Origin of the sequence: Anaerospora sp. (assembly GCF_032013335.1) — a bacterium.
Classification (GTDB): domain Bacteria; phylum Bacillota; class Negativicutes; order Sporomusales; family DSM-15969; genus Anaerospora.
The window spans coordinates 120,408-142,239 of the sequence record NZ_DALZUO010000004.1; the positions used below are offsets into that span (position 1 = coordinate 120,408).

The window sequence follows — 21,832 nt, forward strand, 5'->3', positions numbered from 1 at the left end:
TGCAATCACTTCTCCTTGGTGCTATCGGCGCTTGATCCTCCTGCTTTAATTTTTAACTCTTCCCCTTTTAACAAGCGTTCAATATTAGGCTTATGACGAAGAATAACAAATAAAGCGGCAACAATACCGAATAGTAGTATTTCTATACTCTCGTTAAAAAACCACATGGACAGCGGAACTAAGACAGCTGCCACAATAGACCCCAATGAAACATAGCGTGTAGTATAAACAATCAGTGCCCATACAATAAATACAATAGCAGTAACCTTTGGCACCAAAACAGCAATCACGCCCAAACCGGTAGCCACACCCCGGCCACCTTTGAACTTTAAAAATACCGACCAGTTATGGCCTGCCATAGCAGCAATACCACCGGCTAATAAAGCGATTGTATTGCCATCAAGCCACTGTCCCATCATAACGCCGGCTACGCCTTTAAGCGCATCGGTAATAAACACCCAGAACGCAGGCCAGGGCCCAAGAACGCGATAAGCGTTAGTGGCCCCGATATTCTTACTGCCAAATTGCCGGATGTCTACACCGCACATAAATTTACCGACGATTAGTCCGTTAGGGATCGAGCCTATTAAATAGGCAATTAATATTGTAAGCCCCAAGGACATGCTAATCCTCCTTTTCCTTACGCCCGCGAACAATAAGCTTTAAAGGAGTTCCTTCAAAGCCGAAGGCTTCCCGCAGCTTGTTCTCAAGAAAGCGTAAATAAGAAAAATGCATAATTTCAGGATCATTCACAAAAAAGATAAACGTTGGCGGTTTTACGTCAGCTTGCGTTGTATAGTAAATTTTGAGTCTCTTGCCAGCACTGGAAGGCGGCGGATTAATCGACTGAGCATCTTCCAATACCTGATTTAAAACGCTCGTCGATACTCGCATAGCATGCTGATCAGCAACGAACTTCACTAGTTCAGAAACACGCTGCACTCTTTGTTTCGTTAATGCAGAAGCAAACAGTACTGGCGCATATTGTAAAAAGCCCAGCTCTTCGCGAATAATATCGGTGTATCGAATGGATGTCTTACTATCTTTTTCTACAAGATCCCATTTGTTAACAACAATAATTGTGCCTTTTCCAGCTTCATGGGCATAGCCGACAATCTTTTTGTCCTGTTCAGTTACGCCATCAACCGCGTCAATGACCATCAAAACAACATCGGCACGGTCAATAGCCCGCAGCGACCGGATAACGCTGTACCGTTCCACCGGAAGTTCTATTTTGGCTTTACGCCGCATGCCGGCGGTATCAATTAAGACAAAAGAAGTATCATCACGAACGAATCTTGTATCAATAGCATCACGGGTTGTCCCGGCAATATCACTGACAATGACCCGCTCTTCACCTAAAAGTGCATTAACCAGAGAAGATTTCCCTACGTTCGGCCGTCCAATAACGGCTACCCGAATTTCATCATTATTGTTATCAGCCGTGTTTTCTTTGGGCATGTTCTGAATAACAAGATCCAGTAAATCGCCCATATTAAGAAGGTTAACAGCCGATATACCAATCGGATCACCTAGCCCCAAGTTATAGAACTCATAAATATCATGTTCATTTTTTAAACTGTCAATTTTATTGACAACTAAAATAACCGGCTTCCCTGCCCCCCGCAAAATTGCAGCTACTTCTTCATCACCAGTTGTTATCCCCGTTTTTCCGTCAACGACGAAGAGAATAACGTCTGCTTCCTGAATTGCCAGTCTAGCCTGGTGGCGCATAGAGGTCATAATGTGGTCATCGCCAGTCTCAAATTCAATACCGCCTGTATCGACAAGCGTGAATTCCTGGTCAAGCCACTCGGCATCAATATAAATACGATCTCGTGTAACACCGGGGATATCTTCTACAATAGAAACTTTTTTCTTAGCTATGCTGTTAAATAGGGTAGATTTGCCGACATTGGGACGTCCAACAACGGCTACAAGCGGTTTACTCATTTTTTATCACCTTTGCACATACATAATCACTGATCCTTCCCTTACGGGATTGTTTGAGTCTTAGCCAGTACCTCGTCAGCTCTAATCCAGTGAATACTGATGGTATATCCTACTGTTTTAAAGCTGACGAGATACTAATATAGTTTTTCCGTGGTACTAACCTGTATATACTACTCATCATTTGGGCTTTCCGAATCGCATTGCCGCCATTCTATATCAAGCTGCAATAACTCCTGTGCAAAACAAGCTTTTTGCACAGGCACACGACCATTTGTTCCTATCGGCAGGTGCTTTCTAATCCAATTCCTTCCCTTTCTACATATTCCCGTTACTCTCTAATTTTTCCTGCAAATAAAGAAAAAGAGTGATAAAACATCACTCTAAACGATTTTTAACGCTGTTAACTAGTTTGACAAATTCCGGATACTGACGCTGCATACCCCAAATCGTCAGTGAACGCCCCACTTTAGTAAAGCTGTATCTTTTAGATAATAAACCGCCACATTTTGTAGAAAAGTTAATTAAAGGAAACGCATCTTGCAAAATGAACGAAGAATCCTGTAGACCTGCTATCTTGAGTAAGCTTTGGATTGTACAGGTAATTTTTTCGCGCTGATTCCACATTCCCATAAAATAAACGGAATTATTTTTTTCATCACAACCCATTAAATAGGGACGGCCAATCAACGCAGGAGATGTCCTATCATAATAAGGCATGCTTATAAACTCGGCTGAAGTTGGCACCCGGTCAGAGGGCAATATACCACAATGGATAGCAGACGCCACTACGGAAGCATGCGCACCTGCGAAGCAATAATAGACAATATTCATGCCTCATCTCCCATCACCTGTGATATTGAGTTTGACAACTGAGCGCAGTTCTTCCTTTACCCATTCGTCTTTGCACAACTGCGGGCAAAAACGTACCGCCATATGTTTAAGGTAGTTGCTGCCTGCAGAGTAATTACGCTCTAGGGATTGATCGACATTAATTAACTCCACATCTAAATCAAATATTTCCGCCATACCTTCAATAGCCCGACTATAAATATCGCTATGCTTACCACACGCGAGTGAACATACTGTATTTCCGTCAGGATCAATTCCGACGACAGATAACGGCACTGGCACACCTTCTGCATACAAATCGTGCCTTGATCCAATCTGCTGATTCAGATGCATCTGGCAGGCTGCAAACGGTAGATGGCCTCGTCTGCCTTGATATACAATAATCACGTTATTCTTGATCTTCGCGTTTTTTCGTATCTTTTGACTTTTCTTCATCAGACTGTCGTTTTTTCGGAGCAAGGAAGTTTGCAAATTCGGTAGACGTAAATTGTTTAATTTTAGCTCCCGCTTCCTTTAGACTTCCTGTGCTTAAGAACATAAAGGCCGCAACACCTACTACCAGCAAGCCCACAATCCAGCCAATAGATTTTGTGGCGCCTGATGGACCAGTAGCTGCAGTACCTACATCAGCTGCACCATTTTGTGCGGTCGGTGCCGCAGAACTTGTTCCCAATACAGTCGGAATTACATCTGCAAATAATGCCACCCCCCGCTCTGCTGAAGCCCGGTCATTCGTATGAGCCCCTACCTCCAGCAGCATAGACCGCGGATGTAAGTCCTGATTATAATCACCGCCCTTGGCAAAAAAGATTCCTTTTACCAGGCCAGGATGCTGCTTATCTGAGGCAGCTTTGATCTGCAAGGCATAATCTTCAATTTGCTTGCCTGTTGGGCCGTATTTTCCTACGACCAGTTGGACCTTTGATACATCTTGACCGTTAACAGTCCCTTTATATACCTGCGGCGGCACGGCATCACGATGGACATCAAAAATCGCTGCAGGCTGCTGTTTTAATAAGTCAACAACGGTTCTCCGGGACCGCTCATAAGCCATATCGTCATGGGGATCATGCTTGGCCTGTGAGTGGATAACTTCCAATCCTTTTGACTGAAGCGCCGTAGTAAAGGCATTGCCTACTTTATAGATGCCCCCGGCACCGAGGATACTTTCTTTGCCATCAGTAGGAACATACGATTCATCAGAGTGTGTATGATAGACCGCGACTTTTCCTCCTTGCGCTTTTGCTACTCGCGTCTTGAGTAATCCTGAGAATAGTCCCGGCTCACTTTCACTGGGTGGCAGATATTGGCTTAAATTGACTTCACCGATTTTTTTAGCATGAGCAATATCGCCCTCAATGGATGTCACTTCATACCGGATGTTTTTATCTGTAAGAAATTGATCACCTACTCTTACACTCCAGCCGGTTATATAAACAGTCACACCATTTTCATCGACTATCGTAAAATATTTGCCGTCATTTTGTTCTTGCGCACAAGCAGCGCCTGCAAAAAGACTGAACAAAACAGTTAATAAAAGAGCGACTACTATGCGCTTATTCATTTTTTTCACCTTTGCTTTTCGCAGCCTTTTCGAGCTCACTTTCGCTGTTAGAAGAGGTTTTTTGCTTGCGATTTTCTGCTAATTCTTCACTAAACTCGTATAAGCCTTCCGGGCGGTTAGGACCGAGCACTGGCCCGCCTTGCAGCTTTTCCCTTGTTTCGCCCACTAATTCGGCAATCATAACCGCAACAATACCGGCAATGATTACGACATCAAAAGCACCAGCTCCACCAATATCGGTTCGTCCGGGAATTCCGGCATTCATTAACGTGATCATATGAACAATATCACTGAGTACAATACCCAATACGCCACCAATAAAAGCACTGCGACGAGAACGTCCCGCCAAGTAGGCAATTAAGCCTGCAGATAATCCATAAAGCAGCTTAGGATCTAAAAACATGTTTTCCGGCTCATAAGGCAGATAACGCGAGCCCAGCCATACGGCTGCAGCTACCAAAACAGCCGCCAAAATTGCCCGGACACGTTCTGCTGTTTCATCGGCTTTAGCAATCAGCCAAAGTGACAACAGTACGGGTAATAGCGCACCGCCTACATTAATACTTACTTCCACCGGGCTGCTCATGAGCGGAATGTCAACAAAACTCCCCACAACAATAGCTGCAATGAAAAGCAAGGCTTGTTTGTCTGTTAATCGCATTCTGTCTAAAATACGCTGGGCAATACCAAAATAAACTAGTACACCTACTACTAATAAAACAATCATTCCCACCGGCATACTCATAAGATTGTCACCTCTTAAATTCGTTAGGTTGCTACCTTTCTTGGTTTATCTTGCCCTGAGAAACAAAAATAATGCAAAAAGCATGGTTATTCAACCATGCTTTTTGCGAGTCGCATATTGTGTTGTATCAATTCTTCGATTCATAAGCCATTCACGGCTTAAGCCGGTAATCTGGAAAGGCACCGTCAGTAAATCCTTCGTTTCTTTCGCACCAACTAACATCATGTAACGCCTGCCGGTGTGAAGAAATTCATCAAACCATTCAGCAGCATGTGCGACTCCGTGTTCACTAATAATACGTAAGATAGGAGCAGCCATCGCTACCGCGCTGCCACCAAAAGCCATGGATTTTATCATATCCAGCGGAGTACGAACTCCTCCTGATACAATCAGTTGGACAGATGGCGGAAGAATAGATAGTACTTCTAACGCACTTATCGTTGTTGGTATTCCCCAACTCAGCAATTCATCCGGCAGCTGTGCCTGACTGCGGGCTGCTTCAATTGCCAGAAAGTTAGTTCCGCCCATACCGCCTACATCAATTGCTCTAATCCCGGTATCAGCAAGATCTGCTGCAGCTTCCCTGGCGATACCACAACCAACTTCTTTGACAAATACCGGTACATGAACTTCACTGACAATCCGGGCAATATTATCCAGATAACCGCGAAAATCACGGTCTCCTTCTGCCATAATAATTTCCTGAGCAGCATTTAAATGAATTTGAATGGCATCAGCACCAATCATATCAACGGCAATGCGGGCTTGCTCACTGCTGGCATGGGCACCCAGATTAGCAATGATGATTCCATCAGGGTTTTCGCGCCTGACGATTTGATAGGATTCCCAAACCGTGCTGTTTTCTAACGCGGAATACTGAGAACCTACTGCCATTGCCGATCCGGTCAATTTAGCAAACTGAGCCAGCTTGCAGTTAACCGCAGTCACATCTACCGCCCCACCGGTAATTGCATTAATTATAACAGGGTGAGTAAGAGTCAAGTCAGCCAAGGAGGTGGCAAGCGTAATATCCTCCCAGGCAATATTAGGCAGACTATTGTGGATGAGCGTAATATCGGCAAAACCGGTCGTACCAGGTCCGTCAGCCAATTGTAATGTTTGATGTATATGGTCTAATTTCCGGGATTGACGCAACCCTTTCAGCTCCTTACTGTTTACGACCGAACAAGTGGCCAAGCTTATCTCCAATAGTAGTCCCACTGCCCGACTGTATCCCTAAATAGTCCTGGTATTCAGCCCGCTCTGCTTCTTCCAGCGCTTTTACCAGACTGAGTGAGATACGTTTATTGTCTTTATCTATTCCAAGTATCTTAACGTTAATTTCCTGACCAGCCTGGACAACTTCTTCAGCCGTGGCTACTCGTCGATCTGCCAGTTCTGATAAATGGACCAATCCCTCTACTCCATTTGCGAGTTTGACAAAGGCCCCAAATTTTGTTGTTTTAACTACCGTGCCGGCTACGATTTGTCCTTCTGAAAAGCTTTTAATCTGTTCCAGCCAGGGATCCTGCTGAATTTGTTTCAAGCTTAGCGATATTTTTTTCAGTTGAGGATCAAGTTTCAAAACAAACACTTCAATTTTATCATCAATCTGCAAAATTTCTGACGGTGTTTTCACACGCTGCCATGCCAAATCAGAAATATGAATTAAACCTTCAACGCCACCGATGTCAACAAAAGCGCCAAAATCGACTAGCCTGCGCACTACGCCCGGAACTACATCACCTACTTTGAGCTTAGCAAAAATCGCTTGTTCTTTCTTTTGCTGTTCCTCTTGCAGAACTTTGCGGTGCGACAGAACAACCCGCTGCTTCTGCTCATCCAGTTCTATTGGTATCACTGTCAGTGTCTGTCCAATAAAACTGGCCAGATCATCAACAAACCGCAAAGCCGCCTGCGATGCCGGTATAAAACCGCGAATGCCATTGATCGAAACAACTAGCCCACCTTTGACAACTTCAGTCACTTTACACTCAAGTGTAGTTTCCTCTTTTGCAGCTGCTTCCAGCTTACTCCAGGTAATGATTTTATCGGCTTGTACTTTAGACAGGCGTACGGTATCATCTGCACTTTCGGTATCCAAGACATAAACATCAATTTCCTGATCTTTAGTTACAATTTCAGCTGCATTGGCCGGTACCGGATAAGCTAATTCACTTAATGCAATTATCCCCTCCGCTTTATAGCCAATATCAACGTAAACTTCATCCTGACGGACACTAACTATCTTCCCCTTAATGATACTGCCTTTTGTAAGCTGATTGACGGAATCGGTTAATGACTGATTAAACTGCTCCATTCGATGAACAACCTCCTCTATAATCCACTCTGGTGTAGAAGCGCCGGCTGAAATACCAACATGCACGGCGTTGCTAAACCATTCCGGTTTTAATTCGTCTGCTGTTTCAATATGATATACCGGACAGCCTGATTGCCGGCAAACCTCGGCTAATCTAGCAGTATTAGCACTGTTTTTGCCGCCTATAATCACCATGCTATCCATTTTCACGGCTAGTGCCGCAGCAGCTTGCTGGCGCAGATCAGTTGCCGTACAAATTGTTCTTTTAACCTGCATATCTGTGCATTTTTGTTTGACGATTGCCAGTATTTGTTCGAACAGCTCACCGGAGAATGTCGTCTGTACAACAACACCCAGGCGCTGCTGAAAGGGGAGCCGCTCGGCATCGTCTATTGACTCAACAATCACTGCCTGTTCATGAGTCCAGGAAACAATACTCTTTACTTCCGGATGATCCCGTTCACCTATTATAATAACAGGATACCCTTCTTTCATTAGCTCATAAGCAGCTTGCTGCGCTTTTTTCACATGGGGGCAGGTAGCATCGACTACTGTCAGATTTTTAGCTTCGGCATCCTGATAAATTTGTGGACCCACACCGTGAGAGCGTATAATGACAGTACCTTCAGCTATTTCATCAAGGTCCTTAGCCGGAGATACCCCTTTTTTTGCTAATTCGCTAACCATTTGAGGGTTATGTATGATTGGTCCTAACGTATGTGCCTTCCCACCTGAGTCAATACACCTTTCTACTGTTTCAATGGCGCGTTTTACCCCGTAGCAAAAGCCCCGATGTTCAGCCAAATGTATTTGCATAACGGGCCTCCTATTTCTCAATATGGTATGCTATTCGCTGACAAGCTTGTAATTCCTCTTAAATTGCACTAAAAAGGAGAGAAGCTCTGTGCTTCTCTCCCTATTCTGCTCAACTATTAGCTTGGTATATTAGGTTTTGTATCATTATATACACATACATGCTGAATTTCAGTATTCATTCCCTCAGGCTTATCTTTTTTCAGCAATTGGTTCCACGCTCTAAACGAATCAAGCAGCGTAATGATGACAAGCACAATTAATACGATGCTAACAGTACCGTTAATATTGCCTAACATGTCACCCCGCCGGTAGAACATCCCCACATTGAGAATGCCGGCTGTAATTACAGTTACTGCCAGAAATGCAAGCGGAGCTGCTGTTACCCAAGCATACGATTTTTTAGGAGCTACTTTCAGGATAATCGTCGTACCTAATGCTAAGGCGATAACTGACAGTAATTGATTGGCGACTCCAAACAGCGGCCAAATACTTGCTACGTCACCGCTGTAAAGCAAATATCCCCAGGCAAACGTAACAAGAGCGCTGGTAAAGAGAATTCCCGGCCACCAATTGGTCTGTTTTAACGGTGCATAGACATAGGTACCCAGTATATCCTGAAGAATGTAGCGTGCAACGCGGGTACCGGCATCAATTGTAGTCAAGATGAACAATGCTTCAAACATAATGGCAAACTGGTACCAGTAGCTCATCAGATGAGACATCCCGCCAATACTGGAAAAGATATGCGCCATGCCAACAGCTAAAGAAACGGCACCGCCCGGACGATGGGCTACATCCATACCGACGAGGGCTGAAAGCTGATTCAATTCAACGATTGGCATATTAAGTTTGGCAAAAGCTGCTGCAGGAGTATTAATTGCGAAGAAATCACCAGGCAGCAGCACAACAGCTGATATTAAAGCCATGACAGCAACAAAACCTTCTGTAAGCATTCCGCCATAGGCGATAAGCCTGGCCTGGCTTTCCAGTTCCAGCATTTTCGGTGTGGTTCCTGAGCTAATCAGAGAATGAAAACCGGAAATAGCACCACAGGCAATGGTAATAAAGACATAGGGCCACCAGGGTCCTGGAATAATCGGTCCTCCATTCATAAACTGTGTCATGTTGGCATTAACTGCCGGCTGAACGATAACAATGCCCAGCGCTAATGCAAGGACAGTTCCAATTTTCATATAAGAACTGAGATAGTCACGGGGAGCCAGCAATAACCATACTGGTAAAACGGCAGCCATAAACCCGTATAGCGGAAGAGCAATCGATAATTGTTCTTTTGTTAGCGTAAATATGCCTGCAAAAGAAGAATTCGGAATGTAATTCCCGGTTATAACAGCAAGCATTACGAGGATAAACCCGACGATGGAGCCTGAGCGAATTGAGCCGGGAGAAATTTTAAACATATAAAGACCAATGACAATTGCAATAGGAATCGTCATGAATATAGTATACACACCCCACGAATTCTTAAAGAGTGCATTTACTACTACTATTGCCAAGCCGGCAAGAGCAACAATAATAATAAATAATATAGACAGCGATGTGGTAATGCCTGTTAATGTACCTACTTCCCGACGGGCAATGACCGCCAGGGACTGACCATTATGCCGAACGGACGCAAAAAGGATAATAAAATCATGTACGGCTCCGGCAAAAACAGAGCCAAGCAAAATCCACACAAAACCAGGTCCCCAGCCATACTGGGCAGCTAATACCGGACCGACCAGCGGGCCTGCTCCGGCTATTGCCGCAAAGTGATGGCCAAATAAAACCCATTTATTCGTCGGAACAAATTCCCGGCCATCTTCACAACGATAAGCAGGCGTAGTATATGAATCATTAAGTGCCAGCACTTTTGCCGCGATAAAAGCTGAATAATACCGGTAGGCCAATAAGAATACACAGACTGCAGTGATAAGCAACCAAATTGAATTCACTTCATCGTCCCCTTTCGGTGATAATCTACTTAGCACTAAATACCACGACTAACATTTCACCTCTCTTTTAATATTTTTCATACTATTCTCACTTTTCAGTATATCTTTTTTCACTTAGATAAACAATATGCAAAATAAAAAACAGCGGCATTTCCATACCGCTGTTGGTCTTATTTCCCAGTCTAATTATTTATAATGGCGTTGATTATCTTTTAATAACGCATCAATCTCTTGCATAATGAGATTACTTAACTCGGCAATGTCCTCTTTTGTTGCTTTTCCCTTGGCAACAGGTATTGGTTTAGCAAAATGAACTTCAAAACGGGGAAACCAACACGTTGCACTCAGCACTTTATTTGTGCCAATGATAGCTGTCGGAATAACGGGGGCTCCGGTTTTAATTGCAATCATCGCTAAGCCCTGTTCGGGTTCACCTAACATTCCGTTTTTGCTGCGCGTTCCTTCCGGAAATAAGCCTAATATATTTCCGCCCTCTAACAAATTTATTGCGGTGCGAATTGCGTTGCGATCTGCTGCACCCCGCTTAACCGGGAATGCACCCAACGTACTAATAATACTCTTAAGCACTGCATTTTTGAATAACTCTTCTTTTGCCATAAAATGCATCTGCCGGGGAATTGCAGTACCAATAAGCGGAGGATCCCAATTGCTAATATGATTTGCGGCAATGATTGCAGCTCCACCAACGGGAATATTTTCAATTCCAACAATTCGCCAGCGAAAAAAAACAATGAAAACGAATCGAAATAATGCCCGAACGACGTTATACACTTCTACCCCTCTCCTCACATAGTCTAAGAATCTCGTTAACAGCGCCCTCAATGGATAACTTCGTTGTATCTAGTAAAATTGCATCTTTGGCCTGTACAAGAGGTGCAACTGCTCTTTCTGAGTCAGTTTTATCACGGCTGGCAATCTCCTCCTGTAACGCATTTAAGTCAACAAGAACTCCCTTGTCTCCTAATTCACGCCATCTTCTTCTGGCACGCTCATCAATCGATGCTGTTAAAAATATTTTCAGGTCTGCATTAGGCAAAACATGAGTGCCAATATCACGTCCGTCCATAACGACTCCGCCACTCTGCGCCATCTGCCGCTGCAAGGTAAGCATAGCAGTTCGCACTACGACCAGTTTAGCTACTTCAGAAACTACCCGGGAAACTTCAGGAAGCCGAATCTCTTCCGTTATATCCACCTGGTTAGCAGTAACCTGCATCTTGCCGTTGACGTACCGCAGCCCAATTTGAATGGTAGATACTATTTTTTGAATAGCATCAGCATCGCCAAAGTCAACATCGTGCTGCATAACTTGCCAGGTTACAGCCCGGTACATCGCTCCCGTATCAATATATGTATAGCCTAACCGCTGGGCAACAATCTGGGCGACAGTACTTTTCCCTGCACCAGCTGGTCCGTCGATCGCAATAATTAATTTTTTCATTCGGTCCTCCGGTTCTTCTAATATCCTTCAGTTAGATCTGTCTGTTTGACACATTTGCCAAAAGCCGCAGCTCATCCATTAAAGATGCAAAGCGTTTTGGCGTCAGTGACTGCGGTCCATCGGACAAGGCTTTAGCCGGGCAGGGATGTACTTCTATTACTAGTCCATCAGCTCCAGCCGCAATTGCAGCCTTGGACATCGGTCCTACCAGACTCCATTGGCCTGTCCCATGACTCGGATCAACAATGACGGGCAAATGGCTTAACTCTTTTGCAAGGGCCATTGCATTCAAGTCCAGAGTATTACGCGTATAGGGTTCAAAAGTACGTATACCCCGTTCACACAAAACAATTTGCGAATTGCCGCCTGCCAGTACGTATTCTGCAGCTAATAACCATTCTTCAATCGTTGATGCAGGTCCTCTTTTCAGCAAAACCGGTTTATTACTTTGTGCCACTTCTTTAAGAAGTGCAAAGTTTTGCATATTACGGGCACCAATCTGCAATATGTCAACTGATTGGCAAAAGACCTCCACTAAACGTGGATCAGTTACTTCCGAAACAACAGGTATATCCAATTCCCTGCTAACCGCCTGCAATATGCCAAGACCCTCCCGTTCCAGCCCCTGAAAGCTGTAAGGTGAGGTACGCGGCTTATAAGTACCTGCTCTTAAGATACATGCTCCGGCTTTTTTGACTGCAGCAGCAGTTTCGTATAGTTGTTCATAGCTCTCAATTGCACAAGGACCAGCAATGATAGGAATAGATGTACTGCCAAAGGCTGCGTTGCGTACGGAAATAACGCTTGTTTGAGCGCGAAATTGACGGCTGACAAGTTTATATGGAGTTGTAATGAAAAGAACGCTCTCAACCCCTGGCAAACCGTTAAAATGCTGCCTATTCTGCTGCAGCTCCTCACCCTCTGCTGTAATGATCGTCCGGTCAAAACATTCGATGATATGCCCTTCTATGCCTAAGCACCGGAGTTCCTCGATCACTTGCTTGATTTGTTGGTCTGTCGCAGCATGCATGACAATGATCATATAAATCCTTTCAACCCTGGCAACCAGGCATACTAAAATATTCCGTATTATTTCTTATATTCCTTTGCCAGGTACAGTTTTTACTTAAACTTAATTTTTCCAATTGTACCGATATTGTTTTTTGTTTCAATAACTAAACCATCAACCGGCGCAGCCATGCTGCCGCCAGAGACAGTGACCACAAACTGAGCAGGAGCTTTAAGCTCAGCACAGTCAATTTCAACATAATCGCCATCATAAACCGTTAAATTAACCTCACCACGCGAGAAATCACTCATTTTCTCCCCGTTAATTGTGGCGAAAGCGCGTGCATCACCAGCAGGCTTAATCATTCTAACAATCAAATTGCGGCTTTCACGGAAACTTGGTATTTGCTTACTTACTACCGTACGTTCTGAGATAGTTAGTGAATTACTTGCATACAGATTAGAATCAAGAGATACTTTCTCTCCTTCCAGCCTGTCCACTCTAGACAGGTAGTGACGTGCCTCTTCTTTAAACATAGCCATTTGGGTTAACAGCAACGTACAAACGCCTAATAAAACGAAACGAATTAGCCACTTTTCTCCCCATTCCGATCCTTTATGCATGTATTCACCTTCTTACTTATTGTTTAATTATTTCATTCCGAAGTTGCCTTGCCTGCAGCATAGCCGGTAGAAAAAGCAGCTTGCAGATTATAACCGCCGGTATAACCGTCAATATCAATTACTTCACCAGCGAAATAAAGATTTTTGACAAGCTTCGACTCCATTGTAGCAGGATTAATTTCCTTTGTACTCACTCCGCCTGCCGTAACAATAGCCTCGCTGACCGGCCGGGTCCGTGTAATAGTAAAAGCGAAATGTTGCAGCTGCTTTAACAACCTGGCCCGTTCTACTTTAGTAATTTGATTAACAAATTTATCAGGATCAAGAAAGGCTAAATCAATGACAACAGGGATCATTTTGGCGGGCAGCAGTTCATTGAGGCTGTTTTTTATCTGCTTGCGGCTAAACTTCTCCCAATCTCTTTGTATCCGCTTATCGAGCACCTCTTCACTTAAAGCCGGTTTGAGATTGATTTCCAGCGTCACTTCTTTTTTGCCTGCATTAAGGGCTTCGGCCACTACTTTACTCAAAGACAAAATAATGGGCCCTGATAAGCCATAATGGGTAAATAGCATTTCGCCAAAATCATCAGCTTGCTTTTTACCATCAGCAATAACAGTCGCAGTTACATTTTTGAGGGATAGCCCTTGCAATTCTTTTATCCAGTCTTCAGCAACTTCCAAAGGAACTAAAGATGGTTTAAGCGGAGTAATAGCATGTCCCAATTCCTTGGCCATTTTATATCCGTCTCCGCTTGAGCCTGTCCCCGGGTAGGATGCTCCGCCGGTGGCTAAAATGACAGCATCAGCTGGATACTGCTTTTGATCGGTAGTCACGCCTGTTACTTGACCGTCTTCGACGAGGATTTTTCTAACTGTCTGGTTAGTAAGGACTTCTACCTTTTTTTCAGCCAGTGCATCAACAAAAGCATCAATAACATCTTTTGCCTTATCACTAACCGGAAACACTCGCCCGCCCCGTTCAACTTTCGTCTTAACTCCCCAATGCTCAATAAATTCAACCATATCGGTATTGCTAAATTCCCGAAACGCACTATGTAAAAACCGTCCATTGCCGGGCATATTTTTTATCAATTGCTGCACGTCACAAGCATTTGTAATATTGCAGCGTCCCTTACCGGTAATCAGTACTTTGCGGCCCAGTGACGACATTTTTTCCAGCAGTATTACATGCCCGCCAGTTTCGGCAGCTTTAACTGCGGCCATCATACCTGCTGCACCGCCGCCTACAATAATTATATTTTTCATTTCATCACCTAATATCCTCATATGAATTGCATCTTTGTTAGTGCCTTGCCAAAGTTAAATCTTAGCTTAGCCAGCGTATCTTTTTCCGCACTGCTGCGTTGGCGTCGCCTTACATATTCCCGATATGCGCGGACTCCTCCGCCTTGCATTGCAAAAAAATCTACACTGTCTAATTCTAATTCACAACTTTGTCAAGACACTAGTATTCGCAGAAAAAGCCCTCATCTCCGGTGAGAATAAGGGCTTACAAGAAAAAGTTATTTTTTTAGGGCAATATTTCGCAGGTTCTCAACTTCCGCCGGTTCTAAGTGGCGATAAGCACCTCGCCGCAACCCAATTAGAGTCAAAAATGCAAACTTAATACGCTTCAATTGACGCACAGGGTGACCAATGGCTTCAAACATCCGGCGAACTTGACGGTTGCGCCCTTCAAAAATGACAATCTCAACGGTTGTAAGATCTTTTTCTCGCTCATAATCAATCGTATTTACTCTAGCTGGCGCTGTAAGCCCATCTTCCAGCTTAATACCGGTACGCAGGCGGTCAAGCTTTTCTTCCGGTGGCTTGCCGAGCACTTTAGCACGATATGTCTTAGCTATTTCATGGCTGGGATGGGTGAGCGCATGGGTAAGCTCTCCATCATTTGTCATAATCAGCAAGCCTTCCGTATTGTAGTCCAAACGGCCTACAGGATAAATTCGCTCTCTAATATCCGGGAACAAACTGGCAACAGTCTTCCGGCCCTCAGGGTCGTGCAGCGTCGTTACAATACCCCGGGGCTTATTCAGGAGAATATATACCGGTTTTTCACTGCGAATGAGTTTATTATCTACGGCAACCTTATCCCGGGTTGGTTCAACTTTCGTGCCTAGCTCTGTTACTACAACACCATTTACTTTAACCCGGCCAGCTTTAATTAATTCTTCAGAGTCTCTCCGGGAAGCAATTCCCGCCTGACTAATAACTTTCTGTAAACGTTCCGGCATACTGAATCCCCTAACTTTCAATTAATCACAAATAAATTCGGTAAAGTCAGTCTGTACTTTACAAGTTTTAACCCGTTTATTATCGCGGGTAAGCTTTTCACAACTACCACAAATTCCTTCACCACAACACATCGTGGTATTATTCGTTGCAGCCATCGGCAAGTTTACATCCACTGCCTGCATAGCAGCAATAAGAGCATAGTGTTGATCATCCGGTCCGGCGCTCACTACTAAATCAGGGCGCCGCTCTTCACTGGCAAAAATCTGACGCAATAATGGCAAACCGGTTTGGCGAAGGGAAGGAATAGAAATTACTTCAATACCGAGTTCCCGCAGCTCTGCTTCGATAAAAGCACGGCCAACTTTCCCTGGAGCTACCAGCGCAGTTACTTGGTTGCCATTGCTCACCAATGTTCGAGCAATAGGCATCGCCGGTGGTTGACCTAGTCCTCCAGCAACTAATATTACCTTACTGGATTTGGTATTGTCAATCCAGGGCTGCCCAAAAATTCCATTTGCATAAGGACCACGGACAATAATCTGCGAGCAAGTATCATCTGTTAGCAGCCGCACCGATTTGGGCCCAATCGCTTCAATAACAACCTGGACAAGAGTATCTTCTACTCCCATTATGCCCACGGGGAAGTAATAAAACTCAGGATCTCCTGCTCTGCGCATAAAAATAAACGATCCTGCTTTTTTAAGCCCTTGCGCTAATTCAGGAGTAACGTTGAACTCTAAGTGATACGTATGCTTTCCTATCTCTTTTTTTAGGGTCAACGGACTTTCTATTTCAATACGTACTTTCGTTTCCTCGCCTGGCAAATCCTGCTTTTTAGAATTCCATTGTTTTTCGTACAATATACATGATCCGGTCCAATTGCAATTGCATACCTGCTCACCCTTCAAGTGGCTGCAAAATACGCAGTGGTTGGTTTCTGCCAGCATACACGGGCAATACTCCGTATTAATATCAATACACCGGGAAGCAAATTTGCGAATCATACTTATCCCTCCTAAACCAAACACCGGTTATAGATATCGGTTAAGCCGGCACTTGCTACCCGCTCATGAATTTCTGTCCGGTTAATCGAGTAAAGTGCCTGCTGTCTCATTCGTTCAAAATAAACTGATCCGGAAAAAGTGTACCGCAGCCGCACTCCTTCAATCGTATTCATTTGTTCATGTACATAAGTAATGAAATCGCCGGTAGTCAACGACCGCGGCAGTTTAAGATATTGCATATCCAAGCAATGACGTACAGCATTATGGCCGGCAAGCAGACCCGTTACAACAGCTTCTGTGTGTCCGACAAGAATAGCTGCTTTCTCACCAGCACAAAAAAGGTTATCAATTCCTTCCACCTTAAGTGAATCATCACAAGGTGCAATTCCTAAATATCTGACCGAATTACCAATGCCGCCTGCATAAGGATCTTCATAGCGTGCTCTTTCCAGGCCGGGAATCGCCCGCAGCTCTTCCATCGGCATAAATGGTTTCATTAGCTTTGCATGGCCCGTATCCAGAAGAACTATATTCGACTCATATTCAGCTAACGCATATTGAGAGCAGGCTTTTTTTCCTAACCCTCCTGTTTTAATTAGACTCTCAGGCACCGGAATGACTGCAACCCCGTTTTCTTCCAGTTCTTCCCGAAGTTCTTTTGACAAAGAATCTTTATTTAACTTACAAGATCCGCTCATTGCTCCAAAAGTACCATCAGCCTTCTGTCCCATTATTTCTTTGATATCTGATTTGGCGGTAACGCTGACGCGCGGCCCAAAAGACGGGCATCTAATCACACACATTGAGCAGCCATTCCCATACTTTATGCAATTGCCCATAGGTCCTGCTGAACCAGTGGTATCAATAAAGACATCTCCTTGAATGATTTCATCTCCATCGATTACAATTGCCTGCAGCTGCTTGCCAAACTTCACGGTATTAATCACTCTGGTTTGAAAGTGTACTTCAATATTATAATTCTGCAAAACCTTACGCACTAAAGGCTCCATGGTGGTTACATCGTACAAAGACGCATGCTGGTGTCCGGGAAAATTAACTCCCTTGTGCCGGGTGTTGGCATCCATTGCAACAAATAAGTCACCTCCACCCATTGCAATCGCTTCTTCAGCCGCAGTAAACCGTCCGTTATTACGGAAAATCCCACCAACAAGCCCGGTTCCCAACAATAGATCCGTTCGTTCCAACAACGTTACACCGGCACCAGCCTTTGCGGCAGCAATAGCAGCCGCGCAGCCCGCCCAGCCACCACCGATAACAACTACCTTAACCATGGACTTCCCCCCACTTCACCTTGTTTTACACTGTACAGTGTATTCGAAGGCCTCTTAAGTGCCACTACCCGCCAAAAAAATAAGGCTGGTAACTATTGTTACCGACCTTACCAGGAGAAAACATAATGACAAATATATACAGAAAGCAGAAAACCGGCTAAGTCGCCCAGCAGTCCCACCATGACGGAGTAGCGGGGATTGCGAATACCAACCGCTCCAAAATACACCGTTAGAATATAGAAAGTCGTATCTGTACTTCCCAGTACTGTAGAAGCAATTTTCCCTGTTATGGAATCGGGACCATATGTATGTAATAATTCCGTGGTCAACCCTAGTGCGCCTGTACCTGATAAAGGGCGCATAATAGCGAGCGGCACTAATTCCGGTGGAACGCCAATATAATTCAGTAGGGGCGCCAGACTATTCACAAAAACATCCATCGCACCGGAAATCCGGAACACATTGACGGCAACCATCATCGCCACTAAAAAAGGCATAATCCGGATAGCCGTATGAAAGCCTTCACTAGCCCCTTCCACAAAAGCCTCATAAACCTTAACTCTTCTCAAAAAACCGACTATCGGAATAAGTAAGATTAAGAGCGGCACGATCCAAACCGATATACTGCCCAGCACTTCCATCACTTAAGGCCGCCTCCTTGCCGGTCTTTTCGTCAGCAGCTGACAAATTCGATCAACCCCCAACGCTATCAAAGTTGCTAATAAACTGACCACAAGTGTAGTGCCAACGATCTCTGTAGGATTAGTTGAACCTGCTGCTGACCTTATTGCAATAATGGTTGCCGGCACCAGGGTAAATCCAGTTGTACATAATGCCAATAATGTACACATACCGGCAGACGCTGTGTCCCTGTCATTATTTAACTTCTTTAATTCTTGCATTGCTTTAATTCCAAAAGGGGTTACAGCATTACCTAAACCCAGCATATTTGCACTCACCGTCATGGTAATAGCACCGATAGCCGGATGGTTTTTAGGAACTGAAGGAAACAGACAGCGAATAATCGGACCAATCAGCCAAGAAAAAAAAGTAACGATACCTGATTTTTCAGCTATCTTTAAAATTCCCAGCCATAGACACATTACCCCTATTAGCTTAAAAGACAGCGCAACTGCTCCTTCGGCAGCACTAATTGCGCTTTGTGTAATTAATTCAATGCGCCCACTCCAGCCGCCATAACAAATACCGCTGACTAAAAAAAACAGCCAAATCATATTAATCACTGCCAACCCCCCCTAAGAAGGTATGATAACAGTCAGTAGGCTAGAACGGGAGAAGGCTGTGAATTGTTAATTCACAGCCTTCTTATGCAAAATTACGAATGACGAAGGTAAAAAAATTCCACACTGACCCCCATAAAAATCCAAAGAGTGATTTCTTTTCAACCTGAGCAGCCGCAACCAGGTCAACGGAGGAAAACTCCTTTTCTTTATATAAAATTCTAACTTTGCCAATTTTTTGGCCTGGTATAATAGGCGCTTCAATCTTAGTTGGTGCATCAATGATCGTTTTAAACTCTTCTCGATCTGACTCAGAAACAGGAATACTAACATCCTCATTAATTATCAATTGAACACCCTGAGATTTCCCATTATTAACCTGAACAGTTTTGAGTACATCGCCCTTATTGAACATCGTCACTGTTTTAATCTGTTTTAATCCATATTCAAGCAGTGCCATTGAATCTTCCCACATATGATCGCTATCAAGAACAACCGTTATAATTTGCACATTATCACGCTTTGCTCCTGAAACCAAACAGCGTCCGGCGGCTTCTGTATAACCGGTTTTAACGCCATTGCCGCCCTCCATTAGCGTTAATATCTTATTTTCATTATATAGATCACGATCATGATCTTTCCCTGGCCAGGGAATTACTTTGTGTCTGGTACCTACAATTTGAGAAAATAGCGGATTCTTGTAACCATAGGCTGTAATTTTGGCCAGATCACGGGCAGTACTATAGTGGTTAGGGTCAGGTAACCCGCTTGAATTAACAAAGTTCGTGTTAGCAGCACCAATAGCATGTGCTTTTTCCGTCATTAACTTAGCGAAATTACCTACCGAGCCGGAAATATGTTCCGCCACGGCGACAGTAGCATCATTACCGGAAATTAGCATGATTCCATACAGCATATCCAGCATTTTCAGCTTTTCCCCTGGAGTTAACCAAAGTGAGGAGCCTTCCGTGCTTGCCGCATTTGCACTGGTTGTAATGGTATCTTCTATATTACCATGCTCCAGCGCGGTTATCAGTGTCATAATTTTTGTTGTACTGGCAGGATACCGCCTTTCATCGGCATTCTTTGCATATAGCACTTTGCCGGTGGACGCTTCAATAACGATTGCTGATTTAGCCGTCAAATCGGGCGGGCCTGCTGCCGCCAAGATAAAAGCAGGGCAAAATAAATTCATGAACAGGCATACTATTACTAATTTATATATTTTATGTACCATAAGCAATCCCTTTCTCATTTCTGAACATTAACTATTATATATGTGTTTTTCCCTCTCGTCAAAGCTTCCATACATGAGAAAAAGCTCTTCTGCACATACTAATGGCGATAATAAAAGGGAGGTGACAAAATTGGAAACATTAGATGTAAAAACAGCTTTACGGACCACCTTAACACAAAAGCAGGAGCTTGTGCGGGACTATCAAACATTTGCATCCCAAATAAACAATCCTGAAGTCTCCAAAATGTATCGTCATTTTGCTGAGTCAGAAGCTCTGCACGCAACTAAAATCAAGGAAACCCTTGATTCTATTCACTAAATAAACATTTCTATATGATATGTAAAAACCCGCACAGTCATGTGCGGGTTTTTAATGAAAAATTTTATTTACTGTGCCTGCGTTTCAGCCGTTTTCGCAAGTTCATCAAATTTATCCCCTTGACTTGTCTTCTTACAACCGCTTACCATTTGCTGCAGGCGGTCAAGGACCTGAGGAACCATATCTAATATGCGATCATAGAGAATATGACCTTCTACAGGAATGAAGCGTACTCCGCTGACAGAAGAACAAATCAGAAAACCAACTGGTTTTACACTAACACCTGCTCCACTGCCACCACCGAATGCTTGCTCCGGCATTTGGGCATCAGTTTCCTGTGTATCAAATTCCCCGCCGCCGCCGCCTGCTGCAAAGCCAAAGGTTACTCGCGAGATAGGGATTATGACAGTACCATCCGGCGTTTCTACTGCATCACCCACAATGGTATTGACGTCTACCATATCTTTAATACTTTCCATGGCAGTTTTCATGAGACCTTGAATCGGATGCTCAGCCATCTCCTGCAGCCCCCTTGTATTTAAAGTTTACTAATTTTAGACTAGCAATAATAACATGACCAACTGTCAGTCTGAATATACACAAGAAGTCAATATCAAAGCTTTTTTTTCCAAAGGAGGGAATGATTCGGATTTGTGGCTGCTGCAAAAAAGGAAGATGACTTTTTATCACTTTTACAGCCAAACCACTAACTGCCCAAAATGCTCCGACCATCATCCCTGTTTGTGCGGCATCTTCTGATCCATATGTAATTTTACATGTAAGCCTCTCACATTGAACCGTTTTAGCCATTTGATTAGCAAATGTATAATATAAATTGCGATAATGGCGAAATTTTTGCATAAGCACACGCCACTTTTTAGGATGTCGCAAATAAATATTCAACAGCCGACTCACAAAACGCCGCTCTCTTTTCGGATGAGTTTGCACTTTTTCACTTGGTGTATGCAATTCAGACTGCAGCCAGGGCAAACTGTTATTGCTTGTTACTTCAATCACCGGCACATGCAGCTTGTACACTAAAAAGCGACGCAGCAAATAAATATGAACCCACAGGTCATCATCAGAGGCCGAACGGCGGTACAGTATATTTATATGAATGTTAATACGGGAAAAAGCATAAGCAACAACAATACCAGCGAGAAAAATAGCGAACCAATTACTCATGCTGTC

At 43.9% G+C, this 21,832-nt stretch carries 23 protein-coding genes; 1 reads left to right on the top strand and 22 read right to left on the bottom strand.

Annotated features, from left to right (window positions below; translation table 11 throughout):
* Positions 1-5 precede the first annotated feature (5 nt).
* The 20 genes from plsY to RTR76_RS05525 form a co-directional block, all read right to left on the bottom strand.
* Complete coding sequence (gene plsY, locus RTR76_RS05430; protein WP_312517560.1) at positions 6-623, bottom strand: glycerol-3-phosphate 1-O-acyltransferase PlsY; 618 nt, start codon at positions 621-623, stop codon at positions 6-8.
* A gap of 1 nt (position 624) precedes the next feature.
* Complete coding sequence (der, locus tag RTR76_RS05435) at positions 625-1,953, bottom strand: ribosome biogenesis GTPase Der (RefSeq protein ID WP_312517562.1); 1,329 nt, start codon at positions 1,951-1,953, stop codon at positions 625-627.
* A 375-nt stretch (positions 1,954-2,328) separates the two neighbouring features.
* Entirely contained in the window at positions 2,329-2,784 is a 456-nt protein-coding gene (locus RTR76_RS05440) for a DUF3189 family protein (protein WP_312517564.1), read from the bottom strand.
* A 3-nt stretch (positions 2,785-2,787) separates the two neighbouring features.
* A complete protein-coding gene (locus RTR76_RS05445; RefSeq protein ID WP_312517566.1) occupies positions 2,788-3,078 on the bottom strand; it encodes a DUF3189 family protein in 291 nt (96 codons plus the stop codon).
* Between the two features lie 112 nt (positions 3,079-3,190).
* Positions 3,191-4,366, bottom strand: a complete 1,176-nt coding sequence (spoIIP, locus tag RTR76_RS05450) for a stage II sporulation protein P (protein ID WP_312517569.1) — start codon at positions 4,364-4,366, stop codon at positions 3,191-3,193.
* Positions 4,359-5,111, bottom strand: a complete 753-nt coding sequence (locus tag RTR76_RS05455; RefSeq protein WP_312517573.1) for a DUF1614 domain-containing protein — start codon at positions 5,109-5,111, stop codon at positions 4,359-4,361. The genes spoIIP and RTR76_RS05455 overlap by 8 nt, the downstream gene beginning before the upstream one ends.
* Before the next feature lie 90 nt (positions 5,112-5,201).
* A complete protein-coding gene (gene fni / locus RTR76_RS05460; RefSeq protein WP_312517576.1) occupies positions 5,202-6,266 on the bottom strand; it encodes a type 2 isopentenyl-diphosphate Delta-isomerase in 1,065 nt (354 codons plus the stop codon).
* 13 nt (positions 6,267-6,279) lie between these two features.
* The gene (locus RTR76_RS05465) at positions 6,280-8,247 is read right to left on the bottom strand and encodes a bifunctional 4-hydroxy-3-methylbut-2-enyl diphosphate reductase/30S ribosomal protein S1 (protein WP_312517579.1); all 1,968 of its coding nucleotides are present in this window, start codon (positions 8,245-8,247) and stop codon (positions 6,280-6,282) included.
* Positions 8,248-8,363: 116 nt separating this feature from the next.
* Positions 8,364-10,199: a carbon starvation protein A gene (locus RTR76_RS05470; RefSeq protein ID WP_312517581.1), complete on the bottom strand. Its 1,836-nt coding sequence runs from the start codon at positions 10,197-10,199 to the stop codon at positions 8,364-8,366.
* A 186-nt stretch (positions 10,200-10,385) separates the two neighbouring features.
* A complete protein-coding gene (locus RTR76_RS05475) occupies positions 10,386-10,991 on the bottom strand; it encodes a lysophospholipid acyltransferase family protein (RefSeq protein WP_312517584.1) in 606 nt (201 codons plus the stop codon).
* The gene (gene cmk / locus RTR76_RS05480; protein ID WP_312517587.1) at positions 10,984-11,661 is read right to left on the bottom strand and encodes a (d)CMP kinase; all 678 of its coding nucleotides are present in this window, start codon (positions 11,659-11,661) and stop codon (positions 10,984-10,986) included. Before cmk ends, RTR76_RS05475 begins: the two co-directional genes overlap by 8 nt.
* Before the next feature lie 31 nt (positions 11,662-11,692).
* Positions 11,693-12,703, bottom strand: a complete 1,011-nt coding sequence (gene aroF / locus RTR76_RS05485) for a 3-deoxy-7-phosphoheptulonate synthase (RefSeq protein ID WP_312517589.1) — start codon at positions 12,701-12,703, stop codon at positions 11,693-11,695.
* Between the two features lie 80 nt (positions 12,704-12,783).
* Entirely contained in the window at positions 12,784-13,293 is a 510-nt protein-coding gene (locus RTR76_RS05490; RefSeq protein WP_312517592.1) for a hypothetical protein, read from the bottom strand.
* Between the two features lie 32 nt (positions 13,294-13,325).
* Positions 13,326-14,561 (bottom strand): NAD(P)/FAD-dependent oxidoreductase, encoded by a 1,236-nt coding sequence (locus RTR76_RS05495; protein ID WP_312517594.1) that lies wholly within the window; start codon positions 14,559-14,561, stop codon positions 13,326-13,328.
* Positions 14,562-14,818: 257 nt separating this feature from the next.
* Entirely contained in the window at positions 14,819-15,547 is a 729-nt protein-coding gene (locus tag RTR76_RS05500) for a pseudouridine synthase (RefSeq protein WP_312517597.1), read from the bottom strand.
* A 21-nt stretch (positions 15,548-15,568) separates the two neighbouring features.
* Entirely contained in the window at positions 15,569-16,552 is a 984-nt protein-coding gene (locus RTR76_RS05505) for a hypothetical protein (RefSeq protein ID WP_312517600.1), read from the bottom strand.
* A gap of 11 nt (positions 16,553-16,563) precedes the next feature.
* Positions 16,564-17,844 carry an FAD-dependent oxidoreductase gene (locus RTR76_RS05510; RefSeq protein WP_312517602.1) on the bottom strand — a complete coding sequence of 427 codons (1,281 nt, stop codon included), beginning with the start codon at positions 17,842-17,844 and terminating at the stop codon, positions 16,564-16,566.
* A 107-nt stretch (positions 17,845-17,951) separates the two neighbouring features.
* Complete coding sequence (locus RTR76_RS05515; protein WP_312517824.1) at positions 17,952-18,485, bottom strand: spore maturation protein; 534 nt, start codon at positions 18,483-18,485, stop codon at positions 17,952-17,954.
* Positions 18,486-18,488: 3 nt separating this feature from the next.
* A complete protein-coding gene (locus RTR76_RS05520) occupies positions 18,489-19,079 on the bottom strand; it encodes a nucleoside recognition domain-containing protein (RefSeq protein WP_312517827.1) in 591 nt (196 codons plus the stop codon).
* 91 nt (positions 19,080-19,170) lie between these two features.
* Positions 19,171-20,322 carry a D-alanyl-D-alanine carboxypeptidase family protein gene (locus tag RTR76_RS05525; protein WP_312517605.1) on the bottom strand — a complete coding sequence of 384 codons (1,152 nt, stop codon included), beginning with the start codon at positions 20,320-20,322 and terminating at the stop codon, positions 19,171-19,173.
* A gap of 121 nt (positions 20,323-20,443) precedes the next feature.
* Between RTR76_RS05525 and RTR76_RS05530 the strand changes: the two genes are divergently transcribed.
* Positions 20,444-20,641 carry a rubrerythrin family protein gene (locus tag RTR76_RS05530; protein WP_312517607.1) on the top strand — a complete coding sequence of 66 codons (198 nt, stop codon included), beginning with the start codon at positions 20,444-20,446 and terminating at the stop codon, positions 20,639-20,641.
* A gap of 68 nt (positions 20,642-20,709) precedes the next feature.
* On the opposite strand, the gene ytfJ is transcribed toward RTR76_RS05530, so the two are convergent.
* Together ytfJ and RTR76_RS05540 are read right to left on the bottom strand one after the other, a co-directional pair.
* Positions 20,710-21,159: a GerW family sporulation protein gene (gene ytfJ, locus RTR76_RS05535; RefSeq protein ID WP_312517609.1), complete on the bottom strand. Its 450-nt coding sequence runs from the start codon at positions 21,157-21,159 to the stop codon at positions 20,710-20,712.
* Positions 21,152-21,826, bottom strand: coding sequence for a DUF2953 domain-containing protein (locus RTR76_RS05540; RefSeq protein ID WP_312517611.1), 675 nt, complete (start codon positions 21,824-21,826; stop codon positions 21,152-21,154). The genes ytfJ and RTR76_RS05540 overlap by 8 nt, the downstream gene beginning before the upstream one ends.
* Positions 21,827-21,832: the final 6 nt, after the last annotated feature.

Bases quoted from the DNA above. Each gene is read 5' to 3' on its own strand.
- plsY (WP_312517560.1), bottom strand. From the start codon at position 623: ATGTCCTTGGGGCTTACAATATTAATTGCCTATTTAATAGGCTCGATC.
- der (WP_312517562.1), bottom strand. From the start codon at position 1,953: ATGAGTAAACCGCTTGTAGCCGTTGTTGGACGTCCCAATGTCGGCAAA.
- RTR76_RS05440 (WP_312517564.1), bottom strand. From the start codon at position 2,784: ATGAATATTGTCTATTATTGCTTCGCAGGTGCGCATGCTTCCGTAGTG.
- spoIIP (WP_312517569.1), bottom strand. From the start codon at position 4,366: ATGAATAAGCGCATAGTAGTCGCTCTTTTATTAACTGTTTTGTTCAGT.
- RTR76_RS05455 (WP_312517573.1), bottom strand. From the start codon at position 5,111: ATGAGTATGCCGGTGGGAATGATTGTTTTATTAGTAGTAGGTGTACTA.
- RTR76_RS05465 (WP_312517579.1), bottom strand. From the start codon at position 8,247: ATGCAAATACATTTGGCTGAACATCGGGGCTTTTGCTACGGGGTAAAA.
- cmk (WP_312517587.1), bottom strand. From the start codon at position 11,661: ATGAAAAAATTAATTATTGCGATCGACGGACCAGCTGGTGCAGGGAAA.
- aroF (WP_312517589.1), bottom strand. From the start codon at position 12,703: ATGATCATTGTCATGCATGCTGCGACAGACCAACAAATCAAGCAAGTG.
- RTR76_RS05490 (WP_312517592.1), bottom strand. From the start codon at position 13,293: ATGCATAAAGGATCGGAATGGGGAGAAAAGTGGCTAATTCGTTTCGTT.
- RTR76_RS05495 (WP_312517594.1), bottom strand. From the start codon at position 14,561: ATGAAAAATATAATTATTGTAGGCGGCGGTGCAGCAGGTATGATGGCC.
- RTR76_RS05500 (WP_312517597.1), bottom strand. From the start codon at position 15,547: ATGCCGGAACGTTTACAGAAAGTTATTAGTCAGGCGGGAATTGCTTCC.
- RTR76_RS05505 (WP_312517600.1), bottom strand. From the start codon at position 16,552: ATGATTCGCAAATTTGCTTCCCGGTGTATTGATATTAATACGGAGTAT.
- RTR76_RS05510 (WP_312517602.1), bottom strand. From the start codon at position 17,844: ATGGTTAAGGTAGTTGTTATCGGTGGTGGCTGGGCGGGCTGCGCGGCT.
- RTR76_RS05515 (WP_312517824.1), bottom strand. From the start codon at position 18,485: ATGGAAGTGCTGGGCAGTATATCGGTTTGGATCGTGCCGCTCTTAATC.
- RTR76_RS05520 (WP_312517827.1), bottom strand. From the start codon at position 19,079: ATGATTTGGCTGTTTTTTTTAGTCAGCGGTATTTGTTATGGCGGCTGG.
- RTR76_RS05525 (WP_312517605.1), bottom strand. From the start codon at position 20,322: ATGGTACATAAAATATATAAATTAGTAATAGTATGCCTGTTCATGAAT.
- ytfJ (WP_312517609.1), bottom strand. From the start codon at position 21,159: ATGGCTGAGCATCCGATTCAAGGTCTCATGAAAACTGCCATGGAAAGT.
- RTR76_RS05540 (WP_312517611.1), bottom strand. From the start codon at position 21,826: ATGAGTAATTGGTTCGCTATTTTTCTCGCTGGTATTGTTGTTGCTTAT.